Source organism: Amycolatopsis roodepoortensis, from assembly GCF_014873915.1.
Taxonomy (GTDB): Bacteria; Actinomycetota; Actinomycetes; order Mycobacteriales; family Pseudonocardiaceae; genus Amycolatopsis; species Amycolatopsis roodepoortensis.
This window is the reverse complement of sequence record NZ_JADBEJ010000004.1, coordinates 294,932-310,352: the sequence shown is the minus strand read 5'-3', so window position 1 is coordinate 310,352 and position 15,421 is coordinate 294,932. Positions and strand designations below refer to the sequence as shown.

The 15,421-nt window shown below is 67.5% G+C and carries 19 protein-coding genes; 6 read left to right on the top strand and 13 right to left on the bottom strand.

What is annotated here, in order from left to right:
- Positions 1–193 precede the first annotated feature (193 nt).
- Positions 194–634 (top strand): DUF2752 domain-containing protein, encoded by a 441-nt coding sequence (locus H4W30_RS11965; RefSeq protein ID WP_192742911.1) that lies wholly within the window; start codon positions 194–196, stop codon positions 632–634.
- A gap of 12 nt (positions 635–646) precedes the next feature.
- Here H4W30_RS11965 and H4W30_RS11960 read toward each other — a convergent pair whose 3' ends face one another.
- Together H4W30_RS11960 and H4W30_RS11955 are read right to left on the bottom strand one after the other, a co-directional pair.
- Complete coding sequence (locus tag H4W30_RS11960; protein WP_192742910.1) at positions 647–1,603, bottom strand: M56 family metallopeptidase; 957 nt, start codon at positions 1,601–1,603, stop codon at positions 647–649.
- Positions 1,600–1,959 carry a BlaI/MecI/CopY family transcriptional regulator gene (locus tag H4W30_RS11955; protein ID WP_192742909.1) on the bottom strand — a complete coding sequence of 120 codons (360 nt, stop codon included), beginning with the start codon at positions 1,957–1,959 and terminating at the stop codon, positions 1,600–1,602. The genes H4W30_RS11960 and H4W30_RS11955 overlap by 4 nt, the downstream gene beginning before the upstream one ends.
- A 179-nt stretch (positions 1,960–2,138) precedes the next feature.
- On the opposite strand from H4W30_RS11955, the gene H4W30_RS11950 reads away from it, so the two are divergent.
- Complete coding sequence (locus H4W30_RS11950) at positions 2,139–2,984, top strand: class I SAM-dependent methyltransferase (protein WP_192742908.1); 846 nt, start codon at positions 2,139–2,141, stop codon at positions 2,982–2,984.
- On the opposite strand, the gene H4W30_RS11945 is transcribed toward H4W30_RS11950, so the two are convergent.
- Entirely contained in the window at positions 2,954–4,045 is a 1,092-nt protein-coding gene (locus H4W30_RS11945; RefSeq protein ID WP_192742907.1) for a hypothetical protein, read from the bottom strand. The genes H4W30_RS11950 and H4W30_RS11945 overlap by 31 nt on opposite strands.
- A 198-nt stretch (positions 4,046–4,243) precedes the next feature.
- On the opposite strand from H4W30_RS11945, the gene H4W30_RS11940 reads away from it, so the two are divergent.
- The 3 genes from H4W30_RS11940 to H4W30_RS11930 all read left to right on the top strand — a co-directional run bounded on the left by H4W30_RS11940 (position 4,244) and on the right by H4W30_RS11930 (position 7,962).
- Entirely contained in the window at positions 4,244–4,981 is a 738-nt protein-coding gene (locus H4W30_RS11940) for a M23 family metallopeptidase (protein ID WP_318780591.1), read from the top strand.
- Positions 4,982–5,113: 132 nt separating this feature from the next.
- Positions 5,114–6,646, top strand: a complete 1,533-nt coding sequence (gene lnt / locus H4W30_RS11935) for an apolipoprotein N-acyltransferase (protein WP_318780590.1) — start codon at positions 5,114–5,116, stop codon at positions 6,644–6,646.
- 404 nt (positions 6,647–7,050) lie between these two features.
- Positions 7,051–7,962, top strand: coding sequence for a prolipoprotein diacylglyceryl transferase family protein (locus H4W30_RS11930; RefSeq protein ID WP_192742905.1), 912 nt, complete (start codon positions 7,051–7,053; stop codon positions 7,960–7,962).
- On the opposite strand, the gene H4W30_RS11925 is transcribed toward H4W30_RS11930, so the two are convergent.
- The 9 genes from H4W30_RS11925 to H4W30_RS11890 are packed head-to-tail and all read right to left on the bottom strand — an operon-like array spanning position 7,959 to position 14,206.
- Positions 7,959–8,579, bottom strand: a complete 621-nt coding sequence (locus H4W30_RS11925) for a TlpA family protein disulfide reductase (RefSeq protein WP_225949290.1) — start codon at positions 8,577–8,579, stop codon at positions 7,959–7,961. The two genes, H4W30_RS11930 and H4W30_RS11925, sit on opposite strands and share 4 nt — an antisense overlap.
- On the bottom strand, positions 8,576–9,130 hold the full coding sequence (locus H4W30_RS11920; RefSeq protein WP_192742904.1) for a hypothetical protein: 555 nt from the start codon (positions 9,128–9,130) through the stop codon (positions 8,576–8,578). Before H4W30_RS11920 ends, H4W30_RS11925 begins: the two co-directional genes overlap by 4 nt.
- Entirely contained in the window at positions 9,127–9,603 is a 477-nt protein-coding gene (locus H4W30_RS11915) for a cytochrome c-type biogenesis protein (protein ID WP_192742903.1), read from the bottom strand. The genes H4W30_RS11920 and H4W30_RS11915 overlap by 4 nt, the downstream gene beginning before the upstream one ends.
- The gene (locus tag H4W30_RS11910) at positions 9,596–11,581 is read right to left on the bottom strand and encodes a heme lyase CcmF/NrfE family subunit (RefSeq protein ID WP_192742902.1); all 1,986 of its coding nucleotides are present in this window, start codon (positions 11,579–11,581) and stop codon (positions 9,596–9,598) included. Before H4W30_RS11910 ends, H4W30_RS11915 begins: the two co-directional genes overlap by 8 nt.
- Positions 11,578–12,012 (bottom strand): cytochrome c maturation protein CcmE, encoded by a 435-nt coding sequence (locus tag H4W30_RS11905; RefSeq protein ID WP_192742901.1) that lies wholly within the window; start codon positions 12,010–12,012, stop codon positions 11,578–11,580. The genes H4W30_RS11910 and H4W30_RS11905 overlap by 4 nt, the downstream gene beginning before the upstream one ends.
- Positions 12,009–12,131 (bottom strand): hypothetical protein, encoded by a 123-nt coding sequence (locus tag H4W30_RS44180; RefSeq protein WP_257484912.1) that lies wholly within the window; start codon positions 12,129–12,131, stop codon positions 12,009–12,011. Before H4W30_RS44180 ends, H4W30_RS11905 begins: the two co-directional genes overlap by 4 nt.
- Positions 12,124–12,855 carry a cytochrome c biogenesis protein CcsA gene (ccsA, locus tag H4W30_RS11900; RefSeq protein WP_192742900.1) on the bottom strand — a complete coding sequence of 244 codons (732 nt, stop codon included), beginning with the start codon at positions 12,853–12,855 and terminating at the stop codon, positions 12,124–12,126. Before ccsA ends, H4W30_RS44180 begins: the two co-directional genes overlap by 8 nt.
- Positions 12,852–13,520, bottom strand: coding sequence for a heme exporter protein CcmB (locus H4W30_RS11895; protein WP_192742899.1), 669 nt, complete (start codon positions 13,518–13,520; stop codon positions 12,852–12,854). The genes ccsA and H4W30_RS11895 overlap by 4 nt, the downstream gene beginning before the upstream one ends.
- Positions 13,517–14,206, bottom strand: coding sequence for an ATP-binding cassette domain-containing protein (locus H4W30_RS11890; RefSeq protein WP_192742898.1), 690 nt, complete (start codon positions 14,204–14,206; stop codon positions 13,517–13,519). The genes H4W30_RS11895 and H4W30_RS11890 overlap by 4 nt, the downstream gene beginning before the upstream one ends.
- A gap of 64 nt (positions 14,207–14,270) precedes the next feature.
- Here H4W30_RS11890 and H4W30_RS11885 point away from each other — a divergent pair, with 64 nt between their 5' ends.
- On the top strand, positions 14,271–15,008 hold the full coding sequence (locus H4W30_RS11885; RefSeq protein WP_192742897.1) for a cytochrome c biogenesis CcdA family protein: 738 nt from the start codon (positions 14,271–14,273) through the stop codon (positions 15,006–15,008).
- Here the strand turns inward: H4W30_RS11885 and H4W30_RS11880 are convergent.
- Positions 14,935–15,402, bottom strand: coding sequence for a hypothetical protein (locus H4W30_RS11880; RefSeq protein ID WP_192742896.1), 468 nt, complete (start codon positions 15,400–15,402; stop codon positions 14,935–14,937). The genes H4W30_RS11885 and H4W30_RS11880 overlap by 74 nt on opposite strands.
- Positions 15,403–15,421: the final 19 nt, after the last annotated feature.

The following is a 15,421-nucleotide window of genomic DNA, read 5'->3' as shown; positions in this document are numbered from 1 at the left end:
ACTGGGGCGTCTGCGATCGGCTTGGCGAGTGACATGGAGGCAGGGATTGCGTACCGGGTACTATCGTGGTTAGTATTCCACTCGTGCGAGTTTCCCTGCTGGTCACTCGTTTCGGCGCGGCGGGCGCGGATCTGGTTCCTGTACCCCAGGTTCGCACCCGCCCGTTGCCGACTTCGCTTCCCTGGGCGGGACTGTGACCGGTCAGGTTCTCGTCTCCCTGGATCGCGATCGCCATCGTGGGCTGACCATCGCGGCCGCTGTCTTCTTGGTGGGGGCGGTGACGTTGCGCGTGGTCGGCGTGCCGACGATCGATCTCCACGGACCACTGCACTATCTGGGCGTCATGGACCCGTTGTGCGGTGGTACACGGGCGACTTTCCTCTTGCTGACCGGGGACGCGGCTGCTGCTGCCCGCTACAACCCGCTGATCTTCCCGCTCGCCGCCGCGGTTCTCTGCGTACTGGTCCGCTCCGGCGTCGGGTTGGTCGCCGGTCGTTGGCTGGAGATCCGGTTGCCGCGGCGATGGCGGCGTGGCGTCGTCGTGATTCTCATCGTCGCAATGGCCGCTTTGTCGGTCCGCCAGCAGTGGAACGCCGAGTTGCTGATGCAGTCGTGGCCGGTGGCGCGATCCTGACGCTGATGCCGCTCAGGCTCCGGTCAGCGGGCAAGCGACGACAGCGACCGAGAGCAGAACGCCGGCCCCGGTGATCATCGGAAGCGTGGTCATCGTTGCGGCGGCGACAACGCACGACAGGGTTCGCTTCACTGGCCCCGCGGGTGCGCTGCCGTTCGCCAGCAGGGCGAGCCGCAGCTCCACGCCGCTGTCGCCCATGGCCAGGGTGCCGTCCGGAGTGCCGTGCCCGGCCACGCTGAGGAGCGCCGTGCGCACCGTTTCGGCGCCGTGTTCGCGTACCGCGGCGACATCCGCGGCCAGCTCGACGAGCTCGCGCACGGCGGAAGGTGCCTGGCGGAAGAGCGGGAGGAACGGCAGGGCCTTCGCGAGTGCGTCCACCCAAGTGATCACGTGATGATGCTTGCCGCGCAGATGGGCGCGCTCGTGGGCCAGCACGGCGGCGACCTCGGCGGCCGACAAATGCCGTTCGAGACCTTCGGTGGCGACGATGACCCCCTGGCGATAGGCATAACTGAACGCCATCGGTTCATCGTGGTCCAGCCACCAGGTCCGGGGACAGCGGTCGTCGCAGCGGGCGGCCATTTGCAGGGTCTCGAGATGCTGTCGACGGGTGCGAGCACGTCGTCGAGCGAATTGCACGACGATGACGGCGAACCGGAGGGTCAAGAGCGAGACGAGCGCGATACCTGCCAGGCCCACGAAGACCTCGGCGCGCGGGGGAGTGCCGTGGGAGATCGCCGCCAGGCACTCGTTGACGATCGACATCACGGTGACGCCGACACCGTGGCCTGGAGACAGCAGTAGCACGGTTCCCGTGACGGTCGCGGCAAGAACGCCGACGGCGGCCAGCAGCCAGGCGACGAGTAGCGCCAGGGGGTCTGCACGGGCCGGATCGATCCTGTTCAGCAAGCCAGGCGTGAACCAGCCGGTCAGGCCCGCGCCCAGCAGGAGCGCCAGAGCCGCGGTCATTCGCGGGCCGTTCTGCGCAAGCCCTTGCGCAGCACCGCTGATTCCTCGGGGGACACCGTCGTGGCGAAGTGGAGAAGGACCGCTTCGGGGTCGCCGGACTCGTTCAAAACATCCCGTAGTGACTTCGCGGCGGCTTGAGCCCGGCTCTGCGCGGGGTGGTAGACGAACGCCTTTCCCTGCCGTTCGCGTTCTGCCCACTGCTTGCGGTGCAGGTTGTCCAGCACCGTCATCACCGTGGTGTAGGCGAGGTCCTTGCCGGTGTCGAGTTGCTCGAGTACTTCACGGACCTTCAGTGGGGTGTCGGCACGCCAAAGGATGTCCATCACCGCACTCTCGAGGTCACCGAGACCGCGCATAAGACCTCCTTGTTGGCCGTCATGGCCCTGTTCGGCGCTATCGCGTGCGCTGTCTACTAGGTCTCATCGTACCACTTGGCGGCAGTCAGACAGTGTGCAGCGGAGCGCCTTGTCCTGCTCCTATCTGGGGTAGTAGTTTGAATACTAATCAAGATAGTTGATGCTGTGGGGAGGGCGGAATGAAGGTTCGCCACCAGGCGCGAGACGTCGATCCGGACAGCGCCTCCGGCTGTGCGGACATCCGGACCCGGTTCGATGACCCGGCGTTCGCGGCCGCCTACGCCGCCTCGCATCAGGTGTCGGGACCGCCTCAGCGGTACTTCTCTTCGAGACTCCATGCCGTGTTCGAGGTCTTGGGCCGATGTCCCGGTGGTGACCTGCTCGACGTCGGCTGCGGCCCGGGCGTCTTCGTTCAGCGTGTGCTCGATGCTCGTCCTGGTGATTTCCGGATCACCGCCGTCGACCGATCGCCGGCGATGATCGTCGAGGCCGCGGGTAACACGGCGGATGCCGAGGTCGAACTGGTGGTCGGCGTGGCCGAAGCGTTGCCGTTCCCCGATGCCAGCTTTGATGTCGTGGTCGCGATGGGAGTGCTGGAGTACTGCGACTTTGTCGCTGTCTTGCGGGAGCTTGAACGCGTTGTGCGTCCAGGCGGGACGGTCCTCGTCAGCATGCTGAATCCACTGAGCCCATACCGGCTGTTCGAGTGGGGTGTGTACTGGCCACTTCTTCGACTGCTGGGCCGGGCCGAGGGTTTGCTCGGCCGCTCAGCCGACCGACGGCACTGTGTGCCGAAGTCCGGTATCCGGGCTCTCCCTGCCGGGTCGTTGTGGCGACGTATGCGAAAGGCTGGACTTCGTCCCGTCGACGTCGTCCACTACGACCTGACTCCGGCGGTCCCGCCGTTCGATCGCTTTCTGGGCAAGTGGACCCGTCGGCGTGAACGCCCCGCGGACACCGTCACGCGCGGTCTCCGCCGCTGGATGGGCACCGCCTACCTTGTCGTGGCGACCGGCGTTCGGTGATCGCTGAGCAGGGTTGTCACGACCGACACCATCGCCGACACGACGACCACGCCGCCGGTCAGTTCGGCAGACCACTGAAGCCCACGCGTCAACTCCAGGGTGAGCATCAAAGCCGACCACAGCAGGATGGGAATCACGGCGGCCGTCGCCAAGGCCAGGGCGCGCGAGGAGGCCCCCGATCGACGCATGAAGTCCAGCGTTGTGTCGGCGATCAGGCCCGCGGCCGCGGCCGCGACGATGGGCCAGGCCCCGGTGAAGCCGAAATCGACCACAGTGGATGCCAGGGCGGCGTGTGTCACGACGAATACGGTCACAACACCGAAAGGCAGCCGCCAGGTGCGGAGCAGATAGACCAACGGCAGCACGATCACCAGTGAGGTCACGACAAAGCTGCCGAGGCCGGCCACCGCCCTCGATTCGGTGGCGACGTGTTCCGGTGTTCCTTCGGGGAAGTCGCCCACCGCTTGCAGGGGCGAATCGGTGAGGAACGCCGACAGGAAGCTCAACGCGAACGCGGCCACCGCTGACAGCGCGAGAACGGAGACCACAATCGGCAGAAGTCGTGTCTTCGGCTGGTCGTTCTCCTTGGCTCGCGCGGCCAGCACCGGGCCTGAAAGGAGCAGGCCCGCGCCCGCGAACAGCAGGAGGTGCGACGGGCTCAGCAGTGCGTCGATCCCCGCCTCGATACCGAAGGTCTCATGCCAGATCATGTCCGCGGCACCGCCCGCCGCGAACACGGCCGCCCCGACCAGTGCCCAGCCATATCCCCGAGGAGGCGCGAAGACCGCGGACAGCCCCGAAGTCGTCCGCCGCCGCCAGCCCATCACGACAAGCCAGCCGCCGAGCGCCGTTAGTCCGCCATAGAGAGCTCCGTGCCACGGAGTGAAGAAGGAGTCCGGCAAGCCGAGCCAGTGCGCGCGGCCGTCGAGGAAAACGGCGATGACGATCCACAGGCCGAGCAGGGCGGCGCCGATGTCCTCCCACTGCGTACTCGCTGCGCGGTCGCCCGGTGAAGTGCGCCACGTGGACCGATTGGCGGACATCGTCTGTTGTGAAGCCATCGGTACCTCCTTGGATATACGGGTGGAGGGTATCTGGCGCGGCCAGGATATACCCCCTGAGGGTAATCGGCAAGAGGTCGGTTTTACCGTCTTTGCCAGGCGTATTCGCGAAGTGTGCGACCTTGCTCACTACCTACTATCAACCATAGTGGTAGCGTGCCGCGGCGGTGAGCTTGTTCCCGACCGAGAGGTGCTTTCGTGGCCGGCTATCACTCCAGAACTGGAGTCCGCGTTCGGACGGCGTGGCGCGCGGGAATCTTCCTCTTCGGTCTCAGTGCGGGTGCCGCGGCGGCCGCGACGCAAACCGGAATCGACGATGGTGGCGCGTCGCCTCCTCGGGAGCCGGTGATGAACGCGGCGCTGACCGCCGGAGGCGGGAGTTCTGCGGCCGGCATGTTGTTGCCGGTTGTCGCGCGGCCTCAGCAGGATGAGGTCGCGGTCCTGCGGACCGCCGAGCGCGTCCGGCAGGACAGGGTGGCGCGCGAGAAAACGGCGAAGGAAGAAGCGGCTCGCAAGCAGGCCGAAGAGGCTGCCCGGAAGAAGGTGTATCCGCCGGTGATCGGCGTGATCACTTCGAACTTCGGTCCCCGGTGGGGCAGTACTCACTATGGGCTGGATATCGCCAACAAGATCGGCACTCCCATCCGGACTCCGATGCGGGGAATCGTGATCGACGCGGGGCCTGCCAGTGGGTTCGGGTTGTGGGTTCGCATTCGGCATGACGACGGAACGATCACCGTTTACGGCCACATCAACGACTACGGCGTGCGTGTCGGGCAGCGTGTCGAGGCGGGGCAAGTGATCGCCGAGGTCGGCAACAAGGGGATCTCGACCGGGCCTCATCTGCACTTTGAGGTCTGGGAGCCTGGTGGTCGAAAGGCGGACCCGTTGCGGTGGCTGAAGGATCGTGGCGCGGAGGTCGGCGACGAACGGTGAGTACGGCTGGGTGCTGTGCTCGTAACAAACTACTATGCACGGTAGTATGAGCGTGTGTGGCGACGAGACCTGAGATTTGCTCGAACGCTGCGGTACGCACTGCGCTCAGGCGTTCCGGCCGTACTCGCCGGAGTGATCCTCTACTTCAGCCTGGCCCCCCGGGCCTGGTGGTGGTTGGCGCCAGTGGCGTTCGCTGTACTCGGACTGGCCTTGCACGGTTGCCGGTTTCGGCAAGGCGCCGGTCGCGGATTCCTTTTCGGACTCGCGTTCTTCGTTCCACAACTCTCCTGGTTGCAGGATTTCCTCGGTGCGGACTTCGGGCCGTGGCCCTGGCTGGCGTTGTCCGCGACGATGGCGCTCTACTTCGCCGTCGCGGCCGGGTTGTCCGCGGTAGTTCAACGCCTTCCGTGGGGAACCGGCTGGATGGCGGCGGTGGTCATAGCCATGGAGACGCCGCGCATGTGGTTTCCGTTCGGGGGATTTCCCTGGGGACGTATCGGGTTCACGCAGCCTGAAGGGATCTTTTTGCCGTTGGCTTCCTTCGGTGGCGCTCCGTTGGTGGGATTCGCGGTGGTGCTCTGTGGCTTCGGGCTGTCACGACTTGTGCTGCGTGCCCGAGAGATCGGATGGCGATTTCGCCGTGTCCTCATCGCGCCCGGGCTGGCTGTGGTCCTGCCGGTTGTCCTCGGGATGGCGGCGTGGGCAAGCGTCGATGGCAACGCGGAGGCGGGCGACCGGACGGTCGCGGTACTGCAGGGCAATGCCCCGGATCGCGGACTGGCCCTGCTCGGCGAGCGAGATGTACTGCGTGACAACCATTTCGCCGAGTTTCGACGGCTGGCCGAACAGGTGCGCGCAGGCCGGGTCCCGAAGCCTGACCTGGTCGTCTGGCCCGAGACCGCGGTGCGGATACCTGCAGATGAAGACCGGCTCGGCGAACTGGTGAACGAACTTGGTGTTCCAGTGCTCGTCGGAGCACTCGAGCGCCTGCCTGATGGACGCAATCAGAACATCGCCATCGTCTGGCAACCTGGCGAGGGACCTGGGCAACGCTACGCGAAACAGCGGCTGGTGCCGTTCGGGGAGTACATGCCCGCGCGGGAGATCGCCCGGCTGGTCACTCCCTTTACCGATAGTGGCGAAGACATCTCGCCGGGAACCGGGATTCCGGCGGCATTGCGGTTGGGTGGGACGGTCGTCGGTGCATCGATCTGCTACGAGGTCGCTTACGACCAGGCGGGCCGCGACGCCGTCCGGGCGGGGGCTGAACTGTTGACCGTGCCGACCAACAACGCGTGGTACGGACGAAGCGAAATGACCTACCAGCAGCTCGCCATGGCCAGGTTGCGGGCAGTCGAGCACGGTCGCGCGGTGCTGGTCGCCGCGACCAGCGGGGTCAGCGCCATCATCCGGCCTGACGGCACGGTCGCCCGGGCTTCCAGCCAGTTCACCGCGACGACGTTGATCGACACGGTCCCGCTGCGACGGGATCTCACGATGGCCGACCGGCTGGGGCCCTGGGCTGAGCAAGTGCTGATCGCGACGGCGACAGGGGCCGTTGCCGCTGCGCTGGTCCTGTGGGTGAGGTCCCGGTCGTCAGCGTGGCCGGCTTCCGGGTTTCTTCGGCGGCGAGGCAAGGTCGACACGAACCACTACGAGAGCTAGTACTATTGTGAATAGTAGTTAGTCGACTTGTGAGGAAGTGTGTCGCTGTGGGCAAAAAGGCTCGGAACAAGTCGGCGAAGACCACGACCCGCCCGGTGCAGCACACAGAGCCGACACAGCGGGCGGCGGGTCCCGCGCGGACCGACGGCGTCCTGCCGCCCGCACTGGCCCGCCCACGGCCTGCCCCATCCGCGCCAGTGGCTGTCCGAACCAGGACCGAAACCGGTCCGACGGAGGCTGGCGGACGCACAGGACAAGGTCGCGCGGCGGCGGTGGGATGCATGGACGGCGTCGCCGCGGAGGTGCTGCCACACGGAGTCGCGGCCACCTACTGGTTCGATGCCCCTGGTTCCGGTGCCCCTTATCCGGCGGTGATCCGATTCACCGGAGTGAGGACCGATGTCATGGGTAAGCCGGGCCCCGGCGACCGGTTCGACGTGATCGAGCGTGTCGAGATCATCCCGGGTAGCGGACGGACGGCCCTCACGACGAAGGTGCCGGGCGTCAACCCGGGCAGCTGGCGAGTCACGGCGAGGCCGGACACTGCGGCGGGACGAGGCTCAGCCGCGTCGAGGCACCTGCCGAGGCGGGTCGTCGACGTGGTCGCGCGGCCGGGCGTCCTGGGACAGGGCCCAGGTGTGCGGTTGCTGTCCTGGCCGTTGCTGGTCGGACTGGGCGCGGTGGTGGCGCTCGTACTCCAGGCGGTCCTGGTTGCTCGGTCCGGGTATGGCGTCGTGGGGGTGCTCGCCGTCTCGCTCATCGGCTGTGCGCTCGGGTTCGTCGGGGCGAAGGCGTGGTATCTCGCCTTGCATCGACGGCATCCACGCACGTTCATGAACTCCGGTGCGTGTATTCAAGGCTTTCTTCTCGTCGCGCTGGCCGTGGTGGCGTTGGGTGCCGTGGCGGTGGGCATCCCGATGGGGAGACTCCTGGACTTGACGACGCCGGGCATCTTCCTCGGCATGGCCGTAGGCCGGCCTGGCTGCTTTCTCACCGGATGCTGTGCGGGACGACCGACGACTTCCCGATGGGGCTTGTGGTCTTCCGATCGGAGGTTGGGAGTTCGCAGGCTCCCGGTCCAGCTCGTCGAGGCGGCCGTCGCGCTGGTTCTCGGAATCGTCACGCTGAGTCTCGTGCTCGGTGGCGAGCCTGCGGTCGGCGGGATGATCTTCGCGGGCGCGGTCGCGGCTTATACGTTCGCCCGGCAGCTCCTGTTCCCGTTGCGCAACGATTCGCGAACCGCGGTCGGCCGTGCCGTGACGATGGCCGTGTGCGTGCTGGTGCTCGCGGTGGCGATCATTCTGGCGGTGGGTTAGGACGGCTCGGACTGGACGGGTCCGTCCGTGCGGGACCGCGGCTGGCGGCCCGCCTGGATGTCGTCGAGCGTGCTCGCGAGCAGCGGTGGATCGGTCGGTCCGGTGATCTTGGCGACGATAGTCCCGGTCCGGTCGAGGAAGAACGTTTCCGGGATGCCGATGACACCGAAGTCCATGGCGGCGCGAGAACCAGGATCGTTGACGTACTGGTAGCCCTTGCCGCGGCCGAGTTCGTCGAGGAACCCGATCGCGGGTTTGCGCTGATCCTGATAGCTGATCCCGACGAAGGTCACTCCCGCCTCGCCGTACGCGTCTGCTGCCGCCACGAGGGTCGGTTGCTCTTCACGGCAGGGGACGCACCACGACGCCCAGAAGTTGATGACGACGATTCGGCCGCGTAGCGACGCGAGGTCCAGTTCGCCCTCGTGTTCCAGGTACGGCAACGAGAGCTCAGGCGCGGGCTTGCCGATCAACGGGGTATCGACCAGCGTCGGGTCCTTGCCGAGGCGGGTGCCGAGCAATGCGCCGACGACGACCGCGGCGATGGCTGCGGCGAGGGCCACCCAGCGCAGCCATCGCATCGTCGAAGTACGGGGATCGGCGGATTCGGTGCTCATCGGCCGTTCCTGTCGAGTTCGCGGCGAGCGGTGGCGATCAGGGCTTCGACGTCCCGGCGGGTTTCCGGGAGCAGGTCGGGCCGCGTTTGGAGTTGCTCGAGGGTACGGAGGGCCGCAGCCGGATCGTTGCGACCGAACAGTTCGACGTTGGCCCTCATCCACAGGGCCGTTCCCGCCGCATCGCCGCCGGTGGGCAAAGGCGACGGGACCACGCTGCTCTGCGTGACCTCGTTGCCGGTCACGAAGCCGTTCGCCGGCCTGGGCTGGACTGACCCGGGGAGGACGACGGCCGCGGCGAGCCCTGCGACCAGTACGGTGACGACGTAGGCGAGCGTCCGGGCGACACTGACCCGGGACGGTGTGTGGGTACCGGGCTTATCGAGCCCGTCGAGCCGAGCCATCGCGTCCGCGGCGGCTCGTTCGTACTCCGTGCGCAGCCGTTGCCCGGCCTCGACCGGGACCTCGCCGGTGCGGATCTGCACCTCCAGCGCCAGCAGATCCCGGAGCGCTTGCTCGCGCTCTTCCTCGAGGCGTTCTCGTTCACGAGTCACAGGAGATCCTCACGACGGTATCGGTCACGTGTTCGCTCCAGGGCTTGTGCGATCCGATCGCGCTGGTCCTCCGGTACGACGAGGACCACTTGGCGACGTCGCAGGAAGATGCCGAGCCCAGCGGCGCCCGCAAGCACGCCTGCCACAGGCAGGAGCCACAGCAGTAGCGTCGGGCCGTGGGCGGGCGGGTCGAGCAGAACCCAGTCGCCGTACCGGGAGCGGAAGAAGCCGACGATTTCCTCCTCACTGCGGCCTGCGGCGACCTGCTCCTGCACGACCTGCCGCATCGCGGTGGCGGTTTCGGAGGGTGACTCGGCGATCGAGACGCTCTTGCACACCGGGCAACGCAGCCGTTGCTCGAGTTCGTAGGCTCGGTCTTCCCGCCCGCCGGTGCTCATCAGCTGGGCCGTCACGATGCCCAGCAGGATGAGCACGCCGGCGATGCAGGCGAGACTCACGACTCGGCTACGCATCGGCTTTCGTCTTCTGTGAGGGAGCCGTCTCGGCCGCTAAGTGCTCCAAGCGGCCACGCCGCCGTCCGGTGAGCGCCCAGAGCCCGCCGACGGCGATCATGAACCCTCCGACCCAGAGCCACGACATCAGCGGATAGCGGTAGAGGCTCACCGTCACGCTCTGTGGCGTGAGCTGGGCGAGCGCCACGTAGATGTCCCGGCCCACCGTGCTCCACACGGTCGGCGTGCCGACCGCCTGTGGCTGGTTCACGAAGGTCTCGAGCCGGGGCTCTGCCGTCCATACGACTCGGCCGTCTTCGCGGAACACGAGGTGTGCGTCGCGTAGCGTCCGGTCGGGCTCGACGTGCTGCTCGGTGGTGTCGAGGGTGACGGTGTAGCCGGCGAACTCCGCCGTGCCTCCCGGCGTGAGGGTCACGGTGGCCCGGCTCGTGGTGGCGCCGGAGACGGAGATCGCCACGGCGACGACGGCGACACCGATGTGCGCGAGCTGCCCGCCCCAGTAGGCGCGCTGTCCGGTGACCAGCCGCCACAACCCTCGCGGCCGCCGGTTCGGCGAGGCGACCAGCAGCTGCCGGATACTCGCCGCGCCGATCGTCACCGCCAGGAGCACCACCGCGACGGCGCCGACCGACCGGAGACCTTCGGCTGTCGCGACCGCGGCTGCCGCGCTTCCGAGCAGAAGCGGTACGCGTAACCGTGTCCACAGTAGACCCGGCGTCGCCCAGCGGTAGGGCGTGAACGGTCCCGCGCCCATCGCCAAGAGCAACGCGAACGACAGCGGCACGGCCATTCGGTCGAAGAACGGCCGCCCCACCGACACCTGTCCGCCGTTGAGGGCTTCTACGAAGATCGGGTAGAGCGTGCCGAGCAGGACGACGAAGGCGAATAGGCACAGCAAGAGGTTGTTCACCAGGAACATGCCCTCGCGACTGCCGAGTCGCAGGGATCGTGTTCGCGTGGCGATGTCCTCGCCGCGCAGTGCGAACAGCGTGAATCCGGCGACCAGCACCACGACGAGGAATCCGAGCAAGGCGGGGCCGACACCGGACTGTGTGAACGAGTGCACCGACGCGACCACCGACGAGCGGGTGAGGAACGTGCCGAGGATGGTGAGCGCGAACGTCGCGAGTGCCAGCACGAAATTCCATGCCTGCAACATTCCGCGTTTGACCTGCACCACGGAGGAGTGGATGAACGCCGTGGCCACCAGCCAGGGGATCAGCGCGGCGTTCTCCACCGGGTCCCACGCCCAGTAGCCGCCCCAGCCGAGGACCTCGTACGACCACCAGGCGCCCACGATCAGGCCCGCGGTCAGAAAGGTCCAGGCCACGAGATTCGCCCGCCGGGTCCGCACCAGCCAGTCGACACCGCCCCGCCGGAGCACCAGCGCCGACATCGCGTAGGCGAAGGACACCGTGAAGCCGACGAAGCCGAGATAAAGCAGCGGCGGGTGAATCGCCACCATGATGTCGTTACGCAGCAAGGGATTCGGGCCCGGTCCGTCGATGGGCGGAGTGGCCAGGATCTTGAACGGGTTGGCGACCGTGGTCACCATCCCGAAGAAGAAAGCGGCGACCAGTCCCATAACGCCGAGCGCACCTGTCCCGAGCCGGTCGTCGGCCCCAGTGAGCTTTCGGCCCGCGACGAAGATGTAGCCGGCGAGTACCAGCGTCCACAGCACGATACTGCCGCCGAGTCCGGACCACGCGCTGGTGATCGTGAACAGCAGCGGGGTCGCGCGCGCGTGAGTCTCCGCGACGTACGACATCGCGAAGTTGTCGGTCAGCAGAGCGGTTTCGAGAGCCGCCATGGACAGAACCGCGCCACCGGCCATCACCGAGGAGGCAGCCCGTAACTGACCGATTCTCACCGTGCCAGGGCGGTGTTGTGCGCGGAAGCCGTACAGGGCGAGGACAAGCGAGGCGGCCAGGCCGAGCAACGCGCCGCCCCAGCCCGCGGCCGGTACTACTTGCGTCATCGGGGGTCACCTCCAGGGCCCGGCTGCGGCGTCGGATCCGGCGGACGGTAGTTCTCGTCGTGCTTGACGATCATGGTGTCCGAGAGGAATTCTCCGCCGCGCCAGGAGCCTTCGACCACCACGCCGATGCCGGGCTGGAAAAGCTGCGCGACCGGGCCGGTATGCAGCACGACGACCGCGGCGCTGTCCGGGCGCACCTCGGAGGTCACGACGAAGGCGAGCCCGTCGGCCGTGCGCCGCTCGCTTCCCGGCCGGACGAATCCGCCGAGCTGGAAACGCCGGCCTTCGGCGTAGTCGGCATGTTTGGCCAAGGCCTCATTCGGCGTGAGGTAGTAGACGAGGTTGCCGTTCAGGTTACCGAAGACGAGGACACCGACGAGCACCGCGACGACGCCGATCCCCGAAACGGCGAGCAGCCGATACCGCTTCACCGGTCACGCCCCAACTCGCGCTCGATGGCCCTGGTCCGCTGGACCAGCTTGACCGTGTACGCGACGAGAACGCCGAAGGTGACTAGGAAGCCGATGATCACCCAGGCCCATTCAGACATTGTTCGGCGGTCCTTCCAGTCGTGGTGCGGCCACCGCTAGACCGGCCAGCCGGTTGTCGGCGGTGGCTTGGGCGGTGGCGAGGTCCTCCTCCAACGAGGACACGCGAGTGCGGGCTCGCAGCAGAGTTATCGCGAGCAGGGTGAATCCGAGCACGTTGACCAGCAGCACCAGCAGCATGCGATGGTCGATGGACGGGTCGCCCGGTTTCAGGATGGTCGGTGGCTGGTGCAGAGCCCGCCACCACACCACCGACAGGTGCACGATGGGCACCTGCACGAATGCGACGGCACCGAGCACGGCCGCGCGCCGTGCCCGCGCGACAGGATCGAGCGTCGCGCGCCGGAGCGCGAGATAGCCGAGGTAGACGAAGAACATCAGCGCGGTCGTGATCAGCCGGGGATCCCAGGTCCACCACACACCCCAGACCGGTTTTCCCCACCAGGAACCCAGCGCGATCGTCAGCCCGGTGAACAGCACGCCGACCTCCGCGCTGGCGGCCGCGAGCCGGTCGAAGCGTTCCTTCCGCCGCCACAACCACAGTCCGCTCGCCACGAAGGTGATCACGAAGCACAGGTAGGCGGTCCACGCCGCCGGCACGTGGACGTACATCAAACGCTGGTACTCGCCCTGGATGCGGTCCGGCGGCGCGAGGACTGCGCCGGCCAGCCCAGCGGCGAGCACGACGACAGTGGCTACCGGCAGTCGTCGTCCGAGCGGGTTCATGCGTTCTCCTCACAGGCGTTCGCGCTCAGCAGCAGACCGAGCCAGCCGATCGCGGTGGTGGTGACCAGCAGCAGGAGCCAGGGCCACGGATTCCGTCCGTAGGCCGCCGTCTTGATCACTTCCGTGGCGCCGAGCAGCAGCGGAAGCGCGAGCGGGCAGACCAGCAGGGGGCCGAGCGTGCCACGCCCGGCCAGGCCACGGACGACGGCGCCGGCGAGGGTGCCGAGCGCGGCCAGTCCCGCGGCTGTGACGGGCAAGACGGCAGACAGCCACGCCCAGCCGTGCATCGGCGGCTGGTAGAACACGACCAAGGCGGGTAGCAACAGCATCTCGAAAGCCAGCAGCACGACCGTGGTCGCGGCCGCGCGACCCGCGAGCCGGGCCGACGGTGCGACTCCTGCCAGCCGCAGCATCCCCAGGTGCTCAGGCGAATCGGTCGTGGACTGCCGCAGGGTGACGAGCAGGCCGAACAGCAGCACCACGACCCAGTACATCCCCAGGCCGAGCTGCGCGAGCAGCGGGCGGTCGGCACCCACGGCCAGCGGCACGAGCAACAGCGCCACCGCCCCGAACGGCGCGATCACCCAGAGCGTCTCACCGGAACGGCCCTCGATCCGCAACTCGGTGCGGGCGACGGCACCGGCTTGCCGCAGCGGCGTGGTCATCGGTGCTCACCTTCCGGCGCGAACTCGTGGACGCACGGCACCAGCCGCCCGCCCTCGAGGAGAGCGAGCCGGTCGGCCAGCGACGTCAGCCGAGGGATGTCGTGCGAGACCACGACCGCCGCACCGCCGCGGATACGGACCCGGTGCACCACCAGATCGACCAACCCGAACGACGCGGGGTCCAAACCGGCGTGGGGTTCGTCGAGCAACAGCAGCTTCGGAGCGGTCAAGACGATCCGTGCGAGGTCGGCGCGACGGAGCATTCCCTGTGAGCACTGGTCCGCTCGACGGTGAGCCGCCTGTCCCAAACCCACGAGGTCCAGCGCGGCGGTGACCGCCGACTCTCCTTGCCCGGTCAGCGTGGCTACGTAGCGCAGATTCTCTTCCAGCGTCAGCAGTGGATGCAAAGCTGACTGATGCCCGACCAGCGCGATCGACGGCCTGACGCTCTGGGCGTGCGAGGTGCCGAGCCGTGCGCCGAGCACGGTTCCGCGCCCTCCGGCCGGTCGCAGAAGGGTGGCCAGGACGCGAAGCAACGTGCTCTTTCCCGAGCCGTTGGGGCCGAGGACACCGAACACTTCGCCGGGGCGCACCACGAGGTCGAGTCCGCGCAGGACAGGACTGCGGTGGACGCGGACGTCCAGATCCGTCACGGCCACCACGGCATCCCGCTGCTCTACTAACATTGCTAGTAGATTACAGTCGGCTGGAGCCGGCCACTCGTCCGGGTTCCGACAGACAGGTTCTGACGTGGAGTTGTACGCATCGCTGTCGCTGGCCATCGTGGCGGGGATCATCTCGTGCACTTCACCGTGCGTGCTTCCGCTGCTACCCGGCTATGTGTCCTACATGTCCGGAGTCGGGCGGTCCTCTGTGGACGGAACGATCACCACGCTGAGCAAACGTCGTGTCGCTGGCGCCTCGTTGTTGTTCATCCTCGGCTTCACCACGGTGTTCGTCGTGCTCGGGATGACGGCTTCGGCGCTGGGTTTGCTACTGGCACAGCAGAAGCAGACGTTGACGGTCATCGGCGGCGTGCTGGTGATCGTGATGGGCCTGCTCATGCTGGGGGTCGTCCGGATTCCTTTGCTGCGCAGGGAACTTCGGTTCGACCTGCATCGTGTGCGGGGCGGTCCGGCCGGAGCGGCCGTCCTGGGCGTGGCGTTCGGGCTGGGGTGGACACCCTGTGTGGGACCGGTGCTCGCGTCCATCCTCGCGACCGCGGCGAGCACGGCGACTGTCGGTACCGGCGCGTTGCTGCTGTTCGCCTACTCGATGGGACTCGGTGTGCCGTTCCTGCTCGTGGCGTTCGGCGTGGTGCGGGGCCAACGCGGCCTGGGCCGGCTGCGCAGGCATACGAGGAAGATCGAGATTGTCGGTGGCGCTTTGCTGATGGCGATGGGTATCGCGATGCTCACGGGTGGCTGGACGCTGCTGATGAGCCGGATGCTGGCGTGGTTCGCCCGGCTGGGCTGGCCTCCGTTGTGATTTCCGGCGCGCAGGCTTCTGTATTGCACTCTCGCTGCCGCCAGCGAATCGCCACGGCGGCGCCCAGGGCGACCACCGACAGTACGGCGAGTACGGGCTGAACGGGTGCCCACAACCCGAGCGCACCGGAAACACCGAGCAGTCCCACGACGATCTTGTTGCACACCGGGCATCCGACGGCGAACACCGCGGCGGTCACCGAGCCGATCACCCTGCCACGCCCCCGGGTGTCGCTTTGGGGACGTGGAATGGACACCCAGAGCCCGGTGAGGACCGCGGTGAGTGCCAATACGGGGTATTCCCACCAGCGGATCGGTGTCATGCGGGTGAAGTAGGACGTGTCGATGACGTCGGTCGGCACCCCGACCGCGAGCGCGCTCAGCGCCGCGGCCACCACCGCGGCCGTCCATCGA